Below are 19,482 nucleotides of genomic sequence, written 5' to 3' on the forward strand. Positions count from 1 at the left end.
GTTAGCGAGCCATGTACTCATCAGGGCCTGTTCGGCGTAGCCGCCGGTGTCGGCCCAGCCGAACACCGCATCACCGACCTCGGCCTCGGCGCCGTCGCCCACGGCCGTGACGACGCCGGCGACCTCCGAGCCCGGGACATGGGGAAGGGCGAGCGGCATGATCTGCTCCATCGCTCCCGAGCGCAGCTTGCCGTCGACGGCGTTGACGCCCGCCACTGCGACGAGAACCCGGACCTGGCCGGGCCCGGGTTCGGGCCGCGGCAGCGCGACCGGGGCCAGCACCTCCGGACCGCCGAAGGTCGCGAACTGCACCGCTCGCATGGTCTGCGTACTCGTCCGTGTGCTCATCGTGTCTCGCTCTCTCACATTCGTGTCGTCTCGCTCCACGATGCGCTCGCAGCCTGGGCGCCGGACCTGCTCGCTCCGACGGAACCCACCTGATCGTTCGATCGGGTTCCTCCGCGTCGCCACTGCGTACCCTGAACGGGTGACGCACGGCGAGGCGACGAGCAGGGACACGCCGGATCTGCCGGCCGTGCTGTCGCGTGTGCTGAGCGCACCGCGAGCGCACACCGCCCGCGCACTCTCGCGAGAACTGCACCCGCTCGTGCCCCACACCGCTCTCGTCGTGCTCACGGGCGACTGCGCGCGAGCGCCCGTGCAGAGCGTGGGGCCGGCGTCGTGGACAGCGGGACTCACGCCGCTGGGCGCCCGCGATCTGCTCGCGTCCGGGTCGGCCGCGACGCCCGACGGACGGGAGGCGATCACGTTCCACTCCGCGGAGGGCGCCGGACTGATCCTGTTGCGCGAGAACGGTGCGCCACCGATCGCACCGCGGTCCCGTGATGCCGCCGCGCTCGTCTGGGACATCGTTGCCGTCGCCCTCGCGGATCGGGCGACCGGCGACCGCGCGGACTGGGCGAGCAGCAATCGTGAAGCGGCGTCGGCGCGTTCGGCGGCGCTCGACGGCGCGGGCGAATCACATGCGACGACGCTGACCGCGCTACTCGCGACGTTGCGCTCGACTCGGCTCGACGACGCACGCGCTCGTCGTGACGCGATCGGCCTCGCCTCGGACGCACTGCTCGCCGTTCGCCGCGGAACCGAGCTGGAGCGAGACCTCACGGGCAGTTCGGCGAAGGCTGCGTTCGCCGAACTCCGTAGTCGCGCAATCCGTCTGCTGGAACACCGCGAGATCACCCTCGACTGGCAGGAGCCGGCGGACGACGACGCATGGGGCAAGGACATCGCGCAGGTGGCGGTGACGGTCTCGCGGGCGGCGCTGGTCGCCGCCGTCGAGAACTCGCAGCCGACGCGCGTGCAACTCTCGTGGGTGACGGCATCCGGCCGGCTTCGCATCGAGGTTCGCTCCGACTCGGCCACCCCGATCGCCGCCGACGATCCCGCACTGATCCTCGTCGAGAACCTCGCGGGCGCGGTCGGCGGGGCCGTGACGGCGGCACACGACGCGATGTGGGGTGCGACGATCACCGTCGAACTGTCCACCGGACCGGGCCGCGGCGGCGCACAGGACGATCTGCTCGCCGCCCTCTCACGCCGCGAGTACGAGATCCTCGCCGCCGTCGCCGCAGGAATGAGCAACCGGCAGATCGCGGACGACCTGTCGATCAGCGAGCACACCGTGAAGTTCCACGTGCACAACGTCCTCGGCAAACTCGGCGTCGCCAATCGCGCTCACGCCGCGGCGATCGCCCACGACGCCGGTCTCAGCCGCGCTCGTCCCGGATGAGAGCCCGCCGAGCCGACGGCCCCGTACCGCGCGCTAGCTCCCCCAGACCACTGAATCCCAGATCGGCGCAAGCCAGTCCGGCATCGCGTAGAAGACATCCATGACGAAAGACGTCACCACTGCCGTGAGGACCACAACCGCAACCATCTGACGAACCTCCCATTTCGTGTCGGATATGCGTTCTGATCATCGGCCTTCGAACGAGGTCGTTACGCGCACCAACGACACCGAGTTTCTGCGGACTTGTCCTCGGGTAGAGAGCTTTCCGAGCATCTCGCCACGGCTGCGATAGCGGATCACCTTCGTACGAGCCACTTGTCCCAGCCGACGACGAGCGCGGCGACCGAATGTAGAACCGTGGCGGGATCGGATCCCGAACGGCCGCTCAGATCTCGGTGAATCTGACATCACGGTCGGTGGCGTCCGGAAATCGGAACCGCAGCAGGCGCCGCGCCTCGGCCGCCACGCGGTCGCGGTCACGCACGCGCATCCGCCCGAAGACGCCGACCGTCGCCACGGCACGCGCCTTCGTCGCGCTCTCGACATTCACGACGCCGGCTACTCTTCCGCCCACGAGGACGGTGGCGGGAACCGTCCCGTTGCGGCTCATCAGGTATCGGCGCGTCTGGGGGTCGATCAGCCGCGTGCGATCCCGGTGCGAGAGGATCAGATTGTCGAACGGCGCCAGAATCCGTACGGGCGCCGCGACGTCCTCCCCAGGCCTCGGCGCATCCGGAAGATCGAACACCTCACCACCGGACTCCGTCCGGAGCACCACCAGATCGTCGCGCATGCGCTCGAACACCTCGCGCAGCCCGGTGAGACCGCACCACGCCTGCATGTCGGCGGGACTCGCCGGGCCGAACGCCGCGAGGTAGCGCCGCACGGCGATCTCCGCGGCAGGCCGCGAGTGGACGTCGACGCCGGTCCAGTCGCGGAGTTCGCAATACGTCAGACCGCCCGGCCGACCCCACAATCCGCGCGGCGGAGTCTGCACCAGCGGCAGCGCAGCGCGAACTCCGTACAGGAGGTCCACCGGGTCGCGATCCGGGAATCGCTCGGCGAGACCGTCTTTCAACGACGACGCGGCGACGGGGCCGTCGGAGAGGAGTTCACGTGCCACGGCGGCGAGTTGCTGCTTCCCTATCCCGGCCAGTCCCGCCGCGTGCGGTCCGCTGCCTCCCGACGCCTCGGCGTCGTAGAGGGAGCCGACGAAGCCCCGGAAGAATGCTGCGTCGGCGACCGTCATCGCGAACACGGTGCCGCGCAGCGAGGCGATGCGCACGACGTCGCGTGCGGCGATCGCCTCCGACAGCGTGGCCGGATCGAACCGCCGGATCCGCGTCCACAACGCCCAGTACGGCGGTATCGGGGCTTGCGCCTGCAGTCCGGCGAGCCGCTCGACGACCTCGGCCAGCGGGGCGTCGGTACGGTCGAGCAGGAACTGCCGGGCGAGCGTGGCGCGCCCGAGCGCTCGGGTCGAGAGCTGCGCCGTCACAACCCCACGTTACGCCCTGTGTGATTGTCGAAGACCGACACCTTGGCGGGATCGAACCACAACTCGATCGGCTTCCCCTGCCGGACGGCGGATTCGGTCGACAGCCGAGCGATCAGCTGCGGCCCACCGATCGAGGACTCCGAATCCGCGGCGAGCTCTTCGAGTTCCGCCGACGACACCTCGGCGCCCTCGAGCGTGAAGTACGCGTACTTGTCCGAACCCATCGATTCGAGGACGTCGACCTCGGCCGTGAACACGGTGCCCGTACCCCGGACGGAATCGGTGAGGAGTGCGGCATCCTCGAAGTGCTCGGGACGGATACCGACGACGACCTCCTGCGCGGACTCGTTGCGCGCGATCGTCGCCCGCCGCTCCTCCGACAGCCGCATCGCTCCGAGCGCCGTGTCGATCCCGTCCGCGGTGAGCCGGCCGGGCACGAAGTTCATCGCGGGAGACCCGATGAACCCCGCGACGAAGATGTTGACGGGCCGGTCGTAGAGCTCCTGCGGTTCGCCGACCTGCTGGATGAGACCGGTCCGCATCACGACGACGCGGTCGCCGAGCGTCATCGCCTCGGTCTGATCGTGCGTCACGTACACCGTGGTGGTGCCGAGCCGCTGCTGCAGTTGTGCTATCTCCGTGCGCATCTGGACGCGGAGCTTCGCGTCGAGATTCGACAGCGGCTCGTCCATGAGGAACGCCTTCGGGCTGCGCACGATCGCACGGCCCATCGCGACGCGCTGCCGCTGACCGCCCGACAGGTTCGCGGGCTTGCGGTCGAGATAGCTGGTGACGTCGAGTATCTTCGCTGCGTCGTCCACCTTCTTGTCGATCTCGGCCTTCGACATCTTGGCGAGCGTGAGCGGGAAGGCGATGTTCTCGCGCACCGTCATGTGCGGATACAGCGCATACGACTGGAAGACCATCGCGATGTCGCGGTCCTTCGGTGCCACTTCGTTGACACGCTTGCCGTCGATCCGCAACTCCCCCGACGAGATGTCCTCGAGTCCCGCGATCATGTTGAGCGTCGTGGACTTTCCGCAACCGGACGGCCCGACGAGGATGACGAACTCGCCGTCGCCGATCGTGAGGTCGAACTCGTGCACGGCGTTGGCGCCGTCGGCGAAGACCTTGCTCACGTGATCGAGAACTATTTCGGCCATCGACTCATCCCTTCACAGCGCCGGACGTCAGACCGGCAACGATTCGACGTTGGAAGATCAGAACGAACACGATGATCGGGATCGTGATGACCATCGCGGCGGCGGCGATCGATCCCGTCGGTTCCTCGAACTGCGACGCGCCCGTGAAGTTCGAGATCGCGGCAGGTGCCGTGATCGACGCCTCCGTCGAGGTCAGCGAGATCGCGAACAGCAGATCGTTCCAGCAGAAGATGAAGGCCTGCCCCGGTGTGGCGCCGTCCATCTGGGCGGCCTTCTCGAGTTCCCACGGGATCTCGCGGAAGAACGCCGACAGCGTGTAGATCGCAAGGGGCAGCGAGAACGTGATGTACGGCAGGATCAGACCCGCCCACGTGTCGAAGAGCCCGAGCCGGCGCTCGATCTCGAACAAGGGGCTCACGAGCGAGATCTGCGGGAACATCGCGATCAGCAACGCGACACCGACCAGAATCTTCTTGCCCGGGAACGTGAGTCGCGCGATCGCTTACGCCGCCATCGTGCCGATCACGACGGCGATCGCGGTCGAGATGAGACCGATGCCGATCGAATTGCGCAGTGCGCTCGTGAACGCACCGGTGTCGAAGATCCCGCGGTAGTTGTCGAGCGTCCACGACTGCGGGATGAACCTGCCGTCCTGGATCGTTCCCGCCGGCTTGAACGACAGACTCGCGATCCACAGCACCGGAACGAGTGCATAGAGCAGGACCGCGATGTTCGCGACAGACCAGCCGACCCTCGTACTTCCCGTGACCGCCATGATCATCGTCCCTTCGGGTCGGAGCCGGGTGCCGCGGTACCGAAGATCTTGACGAACACGAACGCGATGATCGCCACGCACAGGAAGATCAACACGCTGATCGCCGAGCCGATACCGAGGTTGAACGCCTTGAACAGGTTGTTGTAACCGAGGATCGAGAGGGATCCGGTGCCGTTGGCGCCACGCGTGAGGATGTAGATGTTGTCGAAGATCCGGAACGCGTCGAGGGTGCGGAACAGCAGTGCGACGAGGATCGCGGGCTTCATGAGCGGGACGATGATCTTGATCAGCCGCGTCCAGGCGCCGGCGCCGTCCATCGCCGCCGCCTTGAGCAGATCCTCCGGCACCAGCGCGAGTCCCGCGAGCAGCAGCAGCGCCATGAACGGCGTCGTCTTCCACACCTCGGCGAGGATGATGATCGCGAGCGACGGAATCTGTTCCGTCAGCGGAGCACTGCCGTCGGGAAGCAGGTTGGCGAGATAGCCGGTGCCCGGCGTCCACGCGTAGTACCAGCTGTACGCGGCGGCGACGGTGACGATGCCGTACGGGATGAGCACCACGGTGCGGATCAGGCCGCGCCCGAACAGGGTTCGCTGCATCACGAGGGCGATCGCGAGACCGAGGACGAACTCGATCGCGACGGACACGACGGTGATGATCGCCGTGACCGTGAACGCCTGCCACCAGAACGAGTCGGTGAGCACCGACGTGTAGTTGCCGAGCCCGATGAACCGCCGCTCGTCCGGGAACCGGAGGTCGTAGCGCTGCAGGCTGAGCCAGAAGGCGTACGCGACGGGATAGGCCGTCACGGCGAGCATGATGATCGCGGCGGGCGCGACGAGCCACAGCCCGAGTCTCCGTTCGGCCTTGTCCCGTTCGGACCGGCCGCGCTCGGCCTTGCCGCCCCCGCCCGAGCGGTGCCTGGCCGGGGCGGGACGCGGCGACGACGCGGTGTCGGTCATGGGATCAGCCCCTCCGAGTTGACGGCCTTGCGCACCTGCTCGGCGAGCTCGTCGACCTCGGTCGCCGGGTCGATCCGGTCCACCGGATTGAGCGACGCCGTGATGAGCGTCGAAATGCTCTGATAGGCGGGCGATACGGGACGGACCGCGGCATTGTCGAGCGACGCGCGCACCTCGCGCCACGCGGGATACGACTCCTGGAACGCCGGATCGTCGTAGAGCGACTCGAGCGTCGGCGGCACACCGCCCGCGACGGCGTTGTTGCGCTGGTTGTCCTCGTTGCGCAGGCACGCGATGGCCTCGAACGCCAGATCCGGGTGCTGGCTCGTCTGTGCGACGGCGATGTTGAAGCCGCCGATCGTGACCTTCGCCGGCTGTCCCGGGACGACCTCCGGATAGGGGGCCGGCAGGAAGTTCTGCTCGCCGTTCACCGTGAGGACGGTGTTGCCCGTGTTCTGCGACGTCACCCGGCCCTGGTCGTCGACGAAGGGCAGCGCCCCCGCCTCGGCGTTCTCGATGATGCCGGGGAGGACGAACGGCCAGTTCACCTCGAAGGCCGAGTTGCCGGCCTCCATACCGAGCCGCACCGCCGCCTCGTCGTTGTTGTTGAGCGACGGATCGGCGCCCCGTGCCGTCGCGACGCGCTTCATGATGTCGAGGGCGCGCTCCGCTGCGTCGCCGTCGGCGAGCGTCACCGTCGTGCCGTCGTCGGCGACGACGGACCCGCCCGCACTCGCGAGCAGCGTGTTGAACCACACCATCAGACCCTCGTACTGCCGGCCCGTCGCGCCGATCCAGCTCGGACGCCCCTCGTCCGCGAGTCCCTCGGCGATGTCGATCATCTGGTCCCACGTCTGCGGCGGCTGCCCGTCCGGCATGAGATCTTTGCGATACCAGAGCAATTGGGTGTTGGTGTTCAGCGGCGCGGCGTACAGGCGGTCGTTCCACGTCGCGGATTCGAGCGGCCCGGCCAGCGTCCCGTCGGACACCTGCGCGGCGAGATCGTCCGGAAGCGGCAGGGCCCAGCCCGCTTCCGCGAACTCCGCCGTCCACACGACGTCGAGCGTCATGATGTCGAGGGTGCGGTCGTCGCCGGTGAGCCGGCGTGCGAGCTGCAACCGCTGATCGTCGGCGCCTTTGGGGAGCGTGCGCTGCTCGATGCGGTAACGCCCGTTCGCCGCCTCGGTGCAGACCTGCGCCGACTCCGCGTACTGCTCCGCGCCGTCGGCAGCGGTGTAGAAGCTGAGAACCGTTCCGCCCGAGTCGCTACCGCACGCCGTCGCGAGCGAGACCGTGAGCACGGCGGCTGCGGACGCGGCGATCCCCGCCGATCGCCGCCGTCTGCGAGTGGCCTTCTCTTCCCCGGAACCCGCTCCCCCCGAGCGCGCTCCCCCCGAGCGCGCTGTCCCCGGGCGCGCTGTCCCCGGGCGCGCTGTCCCCGGGCGATGGTGCCTCGACGCTTCGCTGCCCACGGCCGCCTCCTCGAGCGGCTCTCACGCCTCACATCGGCCTGCGTCGACCGGCGGAGTCACCTCCACCACAGGCCTCGCGAGCACCGCTGCTCGATGTCCTCGGGCCGGCGGCCTCCGGACTGTCCTGTCGTTCCGACGGGATTCGCCGCACGACTTCGTGCAAACGTGCCCGACAGGATGCAACTTATCCGACACTCCGCATTCACGAAGCGAATCGGGACAATCCGAAAGAGCGGGTCAGATCGCGAGCTTGGCGAGCATGTCGCGGGCGCGCTCGGCCGACTTCGGGTTGCAGAGCACGTCGTATCGTCCGGCGACGAGCTGCATCGAGGACGCGAAGTCGCGCGTGCCCTTCGTCGCGGCGTACGGAACCGACGTCGAGATCACGCCGAAGATGATGCCGCCGACGACACCGATCAGCAGCGGTGCGATCCACCCGCCCGTCACGATGCCGAGCAGCAGACCGATGAACACACCGAGCCACGCGCCGGAGACGACGCCGCCGCCAATGACTTTCGCCCAGTTGAGACGGCCGAGGACACGCTCGACCTGCATGAGGTTCACGCCGACGATCGTGACGTCCTGAACCGGAAACTCCTGGTCCGACAGGTAGTCGACCGCGCGCTGCGCCTCGGCGTAGGTGGGGTACGAGCCGATGGGCCACCCGGTGGGCGGCTCCGGCAATGCACCCTGGCGCGGGCCTGCACCCAATGGATTCGTCATGTCCGCTGCTCTCCTCGTGTACCGGTTCGCGTGGTCGCCGCATACTGCCGCACGCGGTTTCCGCATCGTCCCGCGCGGTCCCCGTGTACGTCCCATTGTGCCCGTTTCGCCGGGCCGACGTGCCGAGGCCCACACGGCGACGGTGCGCGCGTCGCCGGATGCGCCGCGAGACGCTCTAGCCTTTCCTCATGGCATCAGCGAACAAGGTCTACATCGCGCGGCTCGCGGGGATGGTCGTGCTCGGACCCGACGGCGAGTCGATCGGCCGGGTCCGTGATGTCGTCCTCACCGCACGCGTCGGGCGCAGTCAGCCCCGCGTGCTCGGCATGGTGGTCCAATTGCTCACGCGTAAACGCATATTCGTCCCGATTCTCCGCGTGACGGCGATCGAGCCGGCCTCCGTCACGCTCAACACCGGCAACGTCAGCCTCCGGCGCTTCGATCAGCGTTCCGGCGAAGTGCTCGCGCTCGGCGAGCTTCTCGACTCCCACGTCCGTGTCGACGACCCGGAGCTGCCCGACCTCGCGAACACCGACGTGGTCGTCGTGGATCTCGGCATCGAGCAGACCCGCACCCGCGACTGGGTCGTCACGAAGGTCGCCGTCCGGACGCCACGCGGGCGGCTCGGCCGGCGCGGCGCCGTCCACGTCGTCGACTGGCCTCATGTCCAGGGACTCACCCGCCACGACCTCGCCCGCCCCGACCAGGGCGTCGCGGCACTGCTCGACCAGTACGAGGGGATGCGCGCGGCCGACGTCGCCAACGCGATGCGCGAACTCCCCGACAAGCGCCGACGCGAACTCGCCGACGCGCTCGACGACGAACGCCTCGCGGACGTCGTGCAGGAGCTGCCCGCCGACGACCAGACGGACCTGCTGCTCGGCCTCGGTTCCGACCGCGCGGCCGACGTCCTCGAGGCGATGGACCCCGACGACGCCGCCGACGTCCTCGGCGACCTCCCGGGCAGCCAGGCCGAATCGCTGCTCCAGCTGATGGATCCGCAGGAATCCGAGCCCGTGCGCCGGCTGCTGGAGCACTCGCCCGACACCGCGGGCGGTCTCATGACGCCCGAGCCGGTCGTCCTCACCGCCGCGACGACCGTCGCCGAGGCGCTCGCCCGGGTGCGCGACCCCGATCTCACCCCCGCCCTCGCGAGCATGGTGTTCGTCGTGCGCCCGCCCACCGCGACACCGACCGGCCGCTACCTCGGATGCGTCCATCTCCAGGTGCTGCTGCGCGAGCCACCCGCCGACCTCGTAGGCGGACTCCTCGACGCCGACCTGCCGAGGCTGTACCCCGACGACTCGCTCACCGCGGTCACGCGATACTTCGCGACGTACAACCTCGTGTGCGGGCCCGTCGTGGACGAGGAGGACCATCTGCTCGGTGCCGTCACGGTCGACGACGTACTCGACCACCTGCTGCCCGAGGACTGGCGTGAAGAGGAGCCGAGCGAATGAGCGACCGAAGTGCAGCGAGCAGCAAGCGCCTCGAGACCCCGCGCTCGGGCGGCCGATTCCACATCACGTACGACGTCGAGGCCGTCGGCCGCGTCAGCGAGTCGATCGCGCGCTTCCTCGGCACCGGCCGCTATCTCGCGATCCAGACGATCATCGTCATCGTGTGGATCCTGCTCAACCTCTTCGCGGTCGGGCTGCGGTGGGATCCCTATCCCTTCATCCTGCTCAACCTCGCGTTCTCGACGCAGGCCGCGTACGCCGCGCCACTGATTCTGCTCGCGCAGAACCGGCAGGAGAACCGCGACCGCGTCTCACTCGAGGAGGACCGCAAGCGCGCGGCCCAGACGAAGGCCGACACCGAGTTCCTCGCCCGGGAACTCGCGGCGCTGCGGCTCGCGGTCGGCGAGGTCGCGACGCGCGACTACCTCCGCCGCGAACTGGACGAGATCAAGACACTCATCGCCGAACGCGACGAGGAAGCCACCTCCGACCGCCGCTGACCAGCAATTTCGCTGCGAGTATCACGCTCCGGACTCGGCTGCGGCGGTTTCGGCCCGCAGCAGCGTCACGCCTGGGTAACGTGAGTCACACGGCGAGTGAGCCGGGTCCCACGGTGCAGGTTCGACGGGGGGTGATCGAGTGCGGGTTCGCGGAGTCGTCACGGCCGCGATCCTCGCGGTGGCGACGTGCGCCGCCGCGGCCGCGTCCGGGGTCGTGGCCCCGATCGAGCCCGGTCCCGCGAGAGCCGTCGCGGAGCCCGCGCGCACCGCGTCCGCGGTGGTCCTCGTACCGGAACCGCGCACTGCGCGCAAGCAACGGCCCGCACCACCCATCGCCCCGCCCGTCGTTCCGATAGCCCCGCTTCCCGGCGGCACCGAGGTCTCGCCGCTCGGCGCCTTCCCGCTCGGCGGCACGACGCCCCTCGTCCTCGGTACGCTCGGCATCCCGGAGATCGTCCTCAACGCGTATCGCGCGGCGGAACTGCAACTGATGGCCGAACAGCCCGGCTGCGGCGTGTCGTGGAATCTGCTCGCGGGAATCGGGCGGATCGAGTCCGGCCACGCGCGCGGCGGTCGCATCGACTCGATCGGCACGACCGTCTCCCCCATCCTCGGCCCGACGCTCGACGGCACGCTCGCCGGAAACGCCGTCATCCGCGACACCGACGGTGGCGCGATCGACGGCGACCCGCACCACGATCGCGCGGTCGGTGCGATGCAGTTCATCCCGTCCACGTGGGCGAGCTGGGCGTCCGACGGCAACGCGGACGGCGTCGCCGACCCGAACAACGTCTTCGACGCCGCGCTCGCGTCGGCGCGCTACCTGTGCTCGGGCGGCGTCGACATGCGGCAGCGCGACCAGCTCCACCGCGCCGTCCTGCGCTACAACAATTCGAGTGCCTACGTCGCCGACGTGCTGCTGTGGTCGGACTCGTACGCACGCGGGACGATCGCACCGCAGGACGCCGCACCCGTCCCCGCGCCCGTCGATCCCCGAGTCTCGACGCTCGCCGCGGCGCCTGCCCCCGAGAACGGCACGGCGGCCCCGGACGAGCCCGGCCGGCCGAACGATCCGGCACGGCCGGACGATCCGGGCGCTCCGTCCGCGCCGGGCGCCCCCGAGCAACCCGTAACGCCGGCCACGCCGGATCACGGCCCGGCGCCCTTCCCGCCGCCCGGTACGACGCTCGCCCCCGGCCTCCCCGAGGTCCCGTGCCTGCTGTTCTGCGACGGCGCCGCGGCCCCCGCGCCCGTTCGCTGACCCGCCAGTCCACCCCGCCGGACGAAATCCGGCACGCCCGTACGACGCCGCGCCGCCACGCCGATAACGGACGCGACACGGCGAGACCTTCCTACGGATTCCTCCGGAAGAACAGCAGGTGAACGCCGTCCCTTCGGTAACGGATCCGCATGAGCCGCCCGATCCAGTCACGGCCAGGTAACGGAAATGTATCGGCTGATGTAGCCTCGACGCCGGCACGCAACCGATTGCCCCGTGCACCGTGGGGCAGCAGGGAGGACACGTTGGGTCGGCACAACCGCAAGTCGGGCTCGCCCGTGCGACGGAACTCGGTCGTCGCACTCGCCGGACTCGTACCACTCGGAGTCGTCGGCGCGGCAGCGACGACGGCGGCGTCCGCAGCCCACGCGGATCGCGCCGACCACGCGGACGAATCGACTCGGGCCCTGCCCGACGCGACGGCCGGCGCGAGCCCCGTCGCCTTCGACCTCACGGCCCTCGGCGCCGCGGCGTCCATCGACGTCTCGCCCGCCGTCCTCACCGAACAGGCACCGCCACCGCCGCCCGAACCCGCGCCCGTCCAGCAGACTCCCCCGATCGCGACCGACGTCTCTGCCGGCGGCATCCCGCCGATCCTGCTCGACGCGTACCAGAACGCGGAGCGGATCCTCGCCGAGACGCAGCCCGGCTGCAACATGTACTGGACGCTCATCGCCGGCATCGGCCGCGTCGAGTCGACCCATGCGAACCACGGCAAGGTCGACGAGCACGGCACCATGATCGAGCCCGTCATCGGACTCCGGCTCGACGGCTCGCTGCCCGGCAGCGCCGTCATCCACGACACCGACGGCGGCGCACTCGACGGCGATCCCCTCTACGACCGCGCCGTCGGCCCCACCCAGTTCCTGCCGCAGACCTGGCAGGCGTACGCGATGGACGGCAACGGCGACGGCGACGCCGACCCGCAGAACGTCTACGACTCCGCCGTGACCACCGGCAACTACCTGTGCGACGGCGGACTCGACATGCGCGACCCGATCCAGGCCGCCAAGGCCGTCCACCGCTACAACAACTCGGCCGCGTACGTCGCCAACGTCATGGCGTGGTCGACGGGCTACGCCACGGGAATCGTCCCGACCGAATCCAGCCTTCCCCGCATCCACTGACCTCCCCCACGAGGCCCGATGAGACGCCTGTGACATTCGATCCCTACGATTGACGGTATGGCAGTCTTCAGCGAATCCGACGTCCGCAGCGCGCTCTCGCGCGTCGAGGACCCGGAGATCCGCAAGCCCATCACCGAACTCGGGATGGTCAAGAGCGTCGAGATCGGCGACGACAGCAGCGTCGACGTCGGCATCTACCTGACGACTGCGGGTTGCCCGCTGCGGACCGAGATCACCGAGCGCGTCACCAAGGCGGTCGCGGACGTCGCCGGCGTCGGCACCGTCCGCGTCGAACTCGACGTGATGAACGACGAACAGCGCACCGAACTGCGCAAGAGCCTGCGCAGCGACTCCGCCGAGCCGGTCATCCCGTTCGCGCAGCCCGGCTCGCTCACCCGCGTCTACGCCGTCGCCTCCGGCAAGGGCGGCGTGGGCAAGTCGTCCGTCACCGTGAACCTCGCGGCGGCCCTCGCCGATCGCGGCCTCACGGTCGGCGTCCTCGACGCCGACATCTACGGCCACTCCGTTCCCCGCATGCTCGGCACCGACGCCAAGCCCACGCAGGTCGAGCGCATGATCATGCCGCCGATGGCGCACGACGTGAAGATGATCTCGATCGCGCAGTTCACGCAGGGCAACACGCCCGTCGTGTGGCGCGGCCCGATGCTGCACCGTGCGCTGCAGCAGTTCCTCGCCGACGTCTTCTGGGGCGACCTCGACGTCCTGCTGCTCGATCTCCCGCCGGGAACGGGCGACGTCGCGATCTCGGTCGCGCAGCTCATCCCGAACGCCGAGATCCTCGTCGTCACCACTCCCCAGCAGGCTGCGGCCGAGGTCGCCGAACGCGCCGGCGCGATCGCCCTGCAGACCCGGCAGCGCATCGTCGGCGTCGTCGAGAACATGTCGTGGATGGAGATGCCCGACGGCTCGCGGATGGACGTCTTCGGCTCCGGTGGCGGTCAGGCCGTCGCCGACCGACTCTCGCGCGCCGTCGGCGCCGACGTCCCGCTGCTCGGCCAGATCCCGCTCGAGCAGGCCGTCCGCGAAGGTGGCGACGCCGGAATGCCGATCGTCCTCGGCGATCCGGATGCTCCCGCCGCGAAGGCGCTGCGGGCCGTCGCCGACCGGCTCGCCGTCCGCAAGCGCGGCCTGGCCGGCATGTCGCTGGGGATCGACACCACCCGCAACTTCTAGAACACACCGCCCAACGGGCGGTATCCGGAGCATCGGCCGAGTGGCCTGCCCGGATACCGCCCGTTCGGCGTGAGAAGGACGATCAGGTGGCGTCGGTGTCGATCGGCGGACGCTCGTCGGGGCGCCGCTCTTGCGTCGCACCCGGTTCCGCGGACGTGGGCTTCGTGTCGTTCGCGTCGAACTTGCCCGTGAACAGCGAATCGTCGCCGTCGAGAAGATGCTTCGTGATCGCGGCCCGCGGCGTCATGCCCCGCAGCCGGTTGAGCTCGCTCAACGGCTTGCGGAACTCCTCGAAGTCGGAGCCCATCTCGTCCTTGAGCTGCTGGGTCGCGCCCGTCGCGTAGTCGCGGGCCTGACGGACCGCGCCCGTCACCCACCGCACCGCGCCCGGCAGTCGTTCGGGACCGAGGATCACGAGGGCAGCGATGAGTATCACCATCAACTCGCCCCAACCGACATTGCCGAACACGCCGTCAGCTTAGCGGCCGCCCCCATCGGGTTGCCACGCGAGCGTGGCGACTCACAGCGATCGCACGTGGCACGGCCCCCGTGGCGTCAGTCCGAGACCGGAGTGACGTCGAGATCCACCGTCCTCCCGTCGCGCACGATCTGCACTGGGACGCTCTCGCCGATCGCGGTCGCGTTGACGGCGACGACGAGTTCGTCCGCGCTCGCGACCGACCGGTCGCCGACCCGCACGATCACGTCACCCTCGACGATCCCTGCACGGCCCGCCGGGCCGTCGGCGCGGACGTTCGCCACCTCGGCGCCACTCGTCGCCTCGTTGACGACGGTGCGGGCGTTGAGCCCGAAATCCGGATGGTGCATCGCGCCGTCACGGATGAGGGTCTGCGCGACGGTCGTGACGTCGTCGATCGGAATCGCGAAACCGAGGCCGACCGATCCGCCGCTGTCGCTGAGCATCGCGGTGTTGATGCCGATGACGCGTCCCTCCGCGTCGACGAGCGCACCGCCGGAGTTGCCGTGGTTGATCGCCGCATCGGTCTGGATCGCGTCGATGACGGCATTCGTGTCGGTGCCCTGCCCCGACAGTCGCACCGGACGCTGCATCGCACTGACGATGCCCGCGGTGATCGTCTCGGACAGCCCGAGCGGCGACCCCACGGCCACGACGTCGTCGCCCACGCTCACGTCGGCCTCCGAACCGAGCCGTGCGACGGTGAGATTGTCGGCAGCGACGCGCAGCACCGCGAGATCGGTCTTGATGTCGCGGCCGACGATCTCGGCACGGGTCTTGCTGCCGTCCGAGAAGATGACCTGGATCGTCGCGTCGGGGCGCTCCGCAGCAGCGGAGATCACATGATTGTTGGTGACGACGTAACCGGCGCCGTCGATCACGACACCCGAACCGGTGCTCCCCTGATCGCCGAGAGCGACCTGAATCGACACGACGGACGGCAGGACGGCGTCCGCGACCCGGCCCACCTGCGTCGCGCCGAGATTCTCGCCGGCCCGCTCCTGGGCAAGGGTGACCCGCTGACTGGTCAACGCGCCACGATCGGCCGTCGCCGCGACGGCGACGAGACCGCCGGCGAGCCCGACGAGCAGCGCGAATCCGCCGAGAGCCGCGAGCGCCCGCGGCGCAACGGCACCGCCGAACAGGACCTCGCGCGCACTCAGCTTGCGGCCCGGCCGCGCATCGGGCTCGGGCGCGCGTGCCGCGGGGGCGCCGAGCGTCGCCGGAGCGTCGGGGTCACGCCACGGATCCGCCGGTGCCGCAGCCGCGGGAGCAGCCTCGGAGCCGGAGCGATCGGGATCGCGCTGCAGGGTCTCGGTGGCGTCGGCCGGCCGGCCGAACGCTTCCGCGAGGATCGGATCGGGCGGGCGCACCGCGATGTCTGGAGACGTCCGCTCGCGATCGGCTTCGTCCGAGAACGACCCCGCGACGCCGTCGGGACGGCCGAACATCTTCGCGGAGGTCGCATCGATGCGGGGCCGGTGGATCGGCCGGGGCGCGAGGCGGGGTGCGTCGGCACTCCCCGGATCGCCGGCACCACCCGGATCGCTGTCGTTCGAGTCGGTCACCCCACCGCCGTTCGAGTCGGTCACCCCACCGCCGTTCGAGTCGGTCACCCTCCGTGCGTCCCCTCTGCTCGCGTGCACGTGTGTCGCCTGTCGAGTATCCCCGATATCCCGAGCATCCCCGACACGACGAGTATCTCCGAACGTGGGGGCCGGGTGTCAGTGCCGACGACGGCGACCCCACCTGCGGGTGCGATCGGGTCGCAGGGCGCCGAGCGACAGCGGATCGTGCGGCCCGTCACCGTCGCCGTCACGCCGAGGCGGGCCGAATCCGCTGGCGGAGGCCGAGGGCGCGTCAGGACGCGTGGACGGGTCGCCGGACGGTATGCGGGAGAGTGCACCGAGCAGGGTGGGCGGCATCGTCATCTCGCCACTGCCCCGCAGCGCACGACGTGCCTGTTGCTGGGAATCGACCTCGGCCGCGCACTGCGCACACATCGCGAGATGACGGGACGCGCGCAGATACGCCGTCATGCGCAGCTCGCCGTCGACGTACGCCGCGATCGCCTCGCTCGCCAGATGCTCCGTGGAGCCGAACTCGCGAGGTACGGGCCCCAGCGTCATCGGTCCTCCTGTACGACTCGTTCCGTGCGGGTTCACTCGGGGCCGCACCGGATCCGGGCCGATCAGTGTGCGCCGACCTGGTCCGATGCGAACTTGCCGCGTGAAGCCAGATGGTCCCGGATGGCCTGCCTGCCGCGGTGGATGCGGCTGCGGACCGTCCCGAGCTTCACTCCCAGTGTGGCACCGATTTCCTCGTACGACAGGCCCTCGATGTCACAGAGCACCACCGCGGCACGGAACTCGGGGGCCAGAGAATCCAGCGCTGCCTGCAGATCCGCGTCGAGCCGGGCGTCGTGAAAAATCTGCTCCGGTCCGGGCCCGTCGCCCGGGACGCGCTCGTAGTCCTCCGGCAGCGCCTCCATGCGGATGCGGTTGCGGCGGCGGACCATGTCGAGGAAGAGATTGGTGGTGATGCGATGCAGCCAGCCCTCGAAGGTGCCCGGCTGGTAGTGCGACAACGAGCGGAACACCCGGATGAAGGTGTCCTGCGTCAGATCCTCGGCATCCTGCGCATTGCCCGACAGGCGGTAGGCGAGCCGGTACACCCGGTCGCCGTGCTCACGGACCAGTTCGTCCCACGACGGCATCGCGGAGCGCTCTCCGGTGGCGTCGAACACAGCCGTGCCGGACAGCTCGTCCGGCGACTCCGCTGCCGCGCCGGCACCGTCGTTCGCTGTGTCGGCCCCGTCGCTCGCCGTGTCGACTCCGTCGCTCACGGAGACGTCGGCACCGGCGTTCACGGGAACGTCGGTGTCGAACGGGACGGAACGTGATGTCGAAATGGGATCCTCCTACCCGAGGGTCGCTGTCCGGGGGCCGCACGGGGCGGCACGTCCTCGCAGTGGACAACAGCTCGGCGGGCTCGCTTGTTCCGTACGAGATGCGACCACTGCACGGATCACTCTCGCGTACGGCCGTGTGTGGGCCGTGTGAACAAGCTGAACCCTTCCTGAGAAAACCGGTCGCGCCTCGCGGCGTCACCGCCACCACGGGGATAGCCTCGTCCACGTGCACACAAACGCCGAACGGCTCCTCGATCACGCCGAGGCCACCGTCCGTGAAGACGACGCGCTCGCGGCAGCCCGTGACCGTGCCGTCGAGGTGGGCGCCGACCCGGTCTCGCCCGCCGTCGGCGCCGCGCTGTCCGTCTTCGCGCGGATGCTCGACGCGAAGTCCGTCGTGGAGGTCGGGACGGGCGCCGGAGTCAGCAGCATGTGGCTGCTGCGCGGCATGCGCGAGGACGGCGTCCTCACCACCATCGACGCCGAGCCCGAGCATCAGCGGACCGCCAAGCTGTCGTTCCGGACGTCGGGCATCGCGCCCGCCCGGACGCGCCTGATCAACGGCACCGCGCTCGACGTCCTGCCGCGACTGGCCGACAGCTCGTACGACCTCGTCTTCGTCGACTGCGCGCCCGTCGACCATCCGCACTACGTCGCCGAAGGGGTACGCCTGCTGCGCGCCGGTGGCCTCATCGTGTTCCACAACGCCGGCAACGGCGGCCGTGTGGCCGATCCCACACAGCGCGACCGCACGACCGTCGCGCTGCGCGAGGCCGCGAAGGCACTCGCCGCCGACGACTCGCTGCTCCAGGTGTTCGTCCCGCTCGGCGACGGCCTGCTGTGCGCGTCGAAGATCGGCGAGGCCGACTAGCGCGGCTCGAAGGATCGGCGAGGCCGACCGACCAGGGGCAGGCGTCAGATCCAGACGCCCTTGCCGATCGTGACGACGCCGCCCTTGCTCACGGCGAACCGGCCACGATCGCGTTCGAGGTCGACGCCGATGATCTCACCGTCGCCGACGACGACGTTCTTGTCGAGGATCGCCTTGCGGACGACGGCGCCCTTGCCGATCCGGACACCCGGCATCAGGACGCTGCCCTCGACGGTCGCGCCCTCCTCGACCATGACGTTCGAGCTGAGCACCGAGTTGCGGACGGTCGCCGACGACAGGATCGATCCCGCGCCGACGATGGACTCCTGCGCGAGCCCGCCCTGCACGAACTTCGCGGGCGGGAGGTTCTCCGTCTCGCCGCGAATCGGCCAGCGGCGGTTGTAGAGGTTGAACACGGGGTGCACCGAGACGAGGTCCATGTGCGCGTCGTAGAACGCGTCGATCGTGCCGACGTCGCGCCAGTAGCCGCGATCGCGATCGGTCGCGCCCGGCACGACGTTGTCCTTGAAGTCGTAGACGTGCGCGGCACCGGCCGCGACGAGCGCGGGGATGATGTCGCCGCCCATGTCGTGATCGGAATCCGAGTTCTCCGAGTCGGCACGGATCGCGTCGACCAGCACCTTGGTCGTGAAGACGTAGTTGCCCATCGACGCGAACGTCGCGTTGGGGTCGTCGGGCGTCCCGGGGGGATGCGCGGGCTTCTCGAGGAACTGCGTGATGCGACCCGACTCGTCGCTGTCGATGCAGCCGAACGCGAACGCCTCGCTGCGCGGCACCCGGATGCCGGCGACGGTGACGCCCGCGCCGGACTCGATGTGCCGCTGCACCATCTGCTCGGGGTCCATCCGGTACACGTGATCGGCACCGAAGACGACGATGTACTCGGGATCCTCGTCGTACACGAGGTTGAGCGACTGCAGGATGGCGTCGGCCGAGCCGGTGTACCAGCGCGGGCCGAGACGCTGCTGCGCGGGAACCGGGGTGATGTACTCGCCCGTGAATCCCGACAGCCGCCACGTCTGCGAGATGTGGCGGTCGAGCGAATGCGACTTGTACTGCGTCAGGACGCAGATCCGCAGGAAACCGGCGTTGACGAGATTGCTCAGCACGAAGTCGATCAGCCGGTACGCCCCACCGAAGGGAACAGCCGGCTTGGCCCGGTCCGCCGTGAGGGGGTAGAGGCGCTTTCCCTCGCCTCCGGCGAGCACGATTCCGAGCACATGCGGCTGACTTCTCACGAGAAACAACCTATCCGTCGCGGCTGGTGCGTGCAGGAAACCTCCGCGAACACGGCGCGG

The 19,482-nt window shown here is 69.5% G+C and carries 18 protein-coding genes and 1 pseudogene; 7 read left to right on the top strand and 12 right to left on the bottom strand.

Going from position 1 to position 19,482, the window contains the following annotated elements; translation table 11 throughout:
- Positions 1-348, bottom strand: a 348-nt coding sequence (locus RR1_RS00005; RefSeq protein WP_218017471.1) for an alcohol dehydrogenase catalytic domain-containing protein, incomplete at its 3' end; no start/stop codon positions are given.
- A 139-nt stretch (positions 349-487) separates the two neighbouring features.
- On the opposite strand from RR1_RS00005, the gene RR1_RS00010 reads away from it, so the two are divergent.
- Entirely contained in the window at positions 488-1,750 is a 1,263-nt protein-coding gene (locus tag RR1_RS00010) for a helix-turn-helix transcriptional regulator (RefSeq protein ID WP_010838505.1), read from the top strand.
- Positions 1,751-2,135: 385 nt separating this feature from the next.
- On the opposite strand, the gene RR1_RS00015 is transcribed toward RR1_RS00010, so the two are convergent.
- From RR1_RS00015 to RR1_RS00040, 6 genes and pseudogenes are all read right to left on the bottom strand, one after another.
- Entirely contained in the window at positions 2,136-3,248 is a 1,113-nt protein-coding gene (locus RR1_RS00015) for a winged helix DNA-binding domain-containing protein (RefSeq protein ID WP_010838507.1), read from the bottom strand.
- Entirely contained in the window at positions 3,245-4,411 is a 1,167-nt protein-coding gene (locus RR1_RS00020) for an ABC transporter ATP-binding protein (protein ID WP_010838508.1), read from the bottom strand. The genes RR1_RS00015 and RR1_RS00020 overlap by 4 nt, the downstream gene beginning before the upstream one ends.
- Before the next feature lie 4 nt (positions 4,412-4,415).
- Positions 4,416-5,186 (bottom strand): annotated as a pseudogene (locus RR1_RS00025) (carbohydrate ABC transporter permease).
- A gap of 2 nt (positions 5,187-5,188) precedes the next feature.
- On the bottom strand, positions 5,189-6,148 hold the full coding sequence (locus tag RR1_RS00030) for a carbohydrate ABC transporter permease (protein ID WP_010838511.1): 960 nt from the start codon (positions 6,146-6,148) through the stop codon (positions 5,189-5,191).
- Positions 6,145-7,470, bottom strand: a complete 1,326-nt coding sequence (locus RR1_RS00035) for an ABC transporter substrate-binding protein (RefSeq protein WP_040773562.1) — start codon at positions 7,468-7,470, stop codon at positions 6,145-6,147. Before RR1_RS00035 ends, RR1_RS00030 begins: the two co-directional genes overlap by 4 nt.
- Before the next feature lie 387 nt (positions 7,471-7,857).
- The gene (locus tag RR1_RS00040) at positions 7,858-8,343 is read right to left on the bottom strand and encodes a YflT domain-containing protein (RefSeq protein WP_040773520.1); all 486 of its coding nucleotides are present in this window, start codon (positions 8,341-8,343) and stop codon (positions 7,858-7,860) included.
- Positions 8,344-8,531: 188 nt separating this feature from the next.
- Here RR1_RS00040 and RR1_RS00045 point away from each other — a divergent pair, with 188 nt between their 5' ends.
- From RR1_RS00045 to RR1_RS00065, 5 genes are all read left to right on the top strand, one after another.
- Positions 8,532-9,803: a magnesium transporter MgtE N-terminal domain-containing protein gene (locus RR1_RS00045; protein ID WP_010838514.1), complete on the top strand. Its 1,272-nt coding sequence runs from the start codon at positions 8,532-8,534 to the stop codon at positions 9,801-9,803.
- Positions 9,800-10,303: a DUF1003 domain-containing protein gene (locus RR1_RS00050; protein ID WP_010838515.1), complete on the top strand. Its 504-nt coding sequence runs from the start codon at positions 9,800-9,802 to the stop codon at positions 10,301-10,303. The genes RR1_RS00045 and RR1_RS00050 overlap by 4 nt, the downstream gene beginning before the upstream one ends.
- Positions 10,304-10,442: 139 nt before the next feature.
- Positions 10,443-11,564, top strand: a complete 1,122-nt coding sequence (locus RR1_RS00055) for a lytic transglycosylase domain-containing protein (RefSeq protein WP_010838516.1) — start codon at positions 10,443-10,445, stop codon at positions 11,562-11,564.
- A gap of 263 nt (positions 11,565-11,827) precedes the next feature.
- On the top strand, positions 11,828-12,709 hold the full coding sequence (locus RR1_RS00060; RefSeq protein WP_040773564.1) for a lytic murein transglycosylase: 882 nt from the start codon (positions 11,828-11,830) through the stop codon (positions 12,707-12,709).
- A gap of 57 nt (positions 12,710-12,766) precedes the next feature.
- Positions 12,767-13,903 (top strand): Mrp/NBP35 family ATP-binding protein, encoded by a 1,137-nt coding sequence (locus RR1_RS00065; RefSeq protein WP_010838519.1) that lies wholly within the window; start codon positions 12,767-12,769, stop codon positions 13,901-13,903.
- Positions 13,904-13,985: 82 nt separating this feature from the next.
- On the opposite strand, the gene tatB is transcribed toward RR1_RS00065, so the two are convergent.
- The 4 genes from tatB to sigE form a co-directional block, all read right to left on the bottom strand.
- Positions 13,986-14,372: a Sec-independent protein translocase protein TatB gene (gene tatB / locus RR1_RS00070; RefSeq protein WP_010838520.1), complete on the bottom strand. Its 387-nt coding sequence runs from the start codon at positions 14,370-14,372 to the stop codon at positions 13,986-13,988.
- 86 nt (positions 14,373-14,458) lie between these two features.
- Positions 14,459-15,949, bottom strand: a complete 1,491-nt coding sequence (locus RR1_RS00075) for a S1C family serine protease (protein WP_238559011.1) — start codon at positions 15,947-15,949, stop codon at positions 14,459-14,461.
- A 156-nt stretch (positions 15,950-16,105) separates the two neighbouring features.
- Entirely contained in the window at positions 16,106-16,510 is a 405-nt protein-coding gene (locus RR1_RS22695; RefSeq protein ID WP_010838522.1) for an anti-sigma factor family protein, read from the bottom strand.
- A 62-nt stretch (positions 16,511-16,572) separates the two neighbouring features.
- Complete coding sequence (gene sigE / locus RR1_RS00085) at positions 16,573-17,292, bottom strand: RNA polymerase sigma factor SigE (protein ID WP_371836767.1); 720 nt, start codon at positions 17,290-17,292, stop codon at positions 16,573-16,575.
- A 226-nt stretch (positions 17,293-17,518) separates the two neighbouring features.
- Here sigE and RR1_RS00090 point away from each other — a divergent pair, with 226 nt between their 5' ends.
- Positions 17,519-18,163, top strand: coding sequence for an O-methyltransferase (locus RR1_RS00090; RefSeq protein WP_010838524.1), 645 nt, complete (start codon positions 17,519-17,521; stop codon positions 18,161-18,163).
- Positions 18,164-18,207: 44 nt separating this feature from the next.
- Here the strand turns inward: RR1_RS00090 and glgC are convergent, their stop codons facing one another.
- Positions 18,208-19,422 carry a glucose-1-phosphate adenylyltransferase gene (gene glgC / locus RR1_RS00095; protein WP_040773522.1) on the bottom strand — a complete coding sequence of 405 codons (1,215 nt, stop codon included), beginning with the start codon at positions 19,420-19,422 and terminating at the stop codon, positions 18,208-18,210.
- Positions 19,423-19,482 lie beyond the last annotated feature (60 nt).

This window comes from Rhodococcus rhodnii NBRC 100604 (assembly GCF_001894925.1).
GTDB classification, from domain to species: domain Bacteria; phylum Actinomycetota; class Actinomycetes; order Mycobacteriales; family Mycobacteriaceae; genus Rhodococcus_F; species Rhodococcus_F rhodnii.

Excerpts from the sequence above, each read along its gene's own strand:
- RR1_RS22695 (WP_010838522.1), bottom strand. The coding sequence starts at position 16,510 with ATGACGCTGGGGCCCGTACCTCGCGAGTTCGGCTCCACGGAGCATCTG.
- RR1_RS00045 (WP_010838514.1), top strand. The coding sequence starts at position 8,532 with ATGGCATCAGCGAACAAGGTCTACATCGCGCGGCTCGCGGGGATGGTC.
- RR1_RS00050 (WP_010838515.1), top strand. The coding sequence starts at position 9,800 with ATGAGCGACCGAAGTGCAGCGAGCAGCAAGCGCCTCGAGACCCCGCGC.
- RR1_RS00020 (WP_010838508.1), bottom strand. The coding sequence starts at position 4,411 with ATGGCCGAAATAGTTCTCGATCACGTGAGCAAGGTCTTCGCCGACGGC.
- RR1_RS00040 (WP_040773520.1), bottom strand. The coding sequence starts at position 8,343 with ATGACGAATCCATTGGGTGCAGGCCCGCGCCAGGGTGCATTGCCGGAG.
- RR1_RS00065 (WP_010838519.1), top strand. The coding sequence starts at position 12,767 with ATGGCAGTCTTCAGCGAATCCGACGTCCGCAGCGCGCTCTCGCGCGTC.
- RR1_RS00030 (WP_010838511.1), bottom strand. The coding sequence starts at position 6,148 with ATGACCGACACCGCGTCGTCGCCGCGTCCCGCCCCGGCCAGGCACCGC.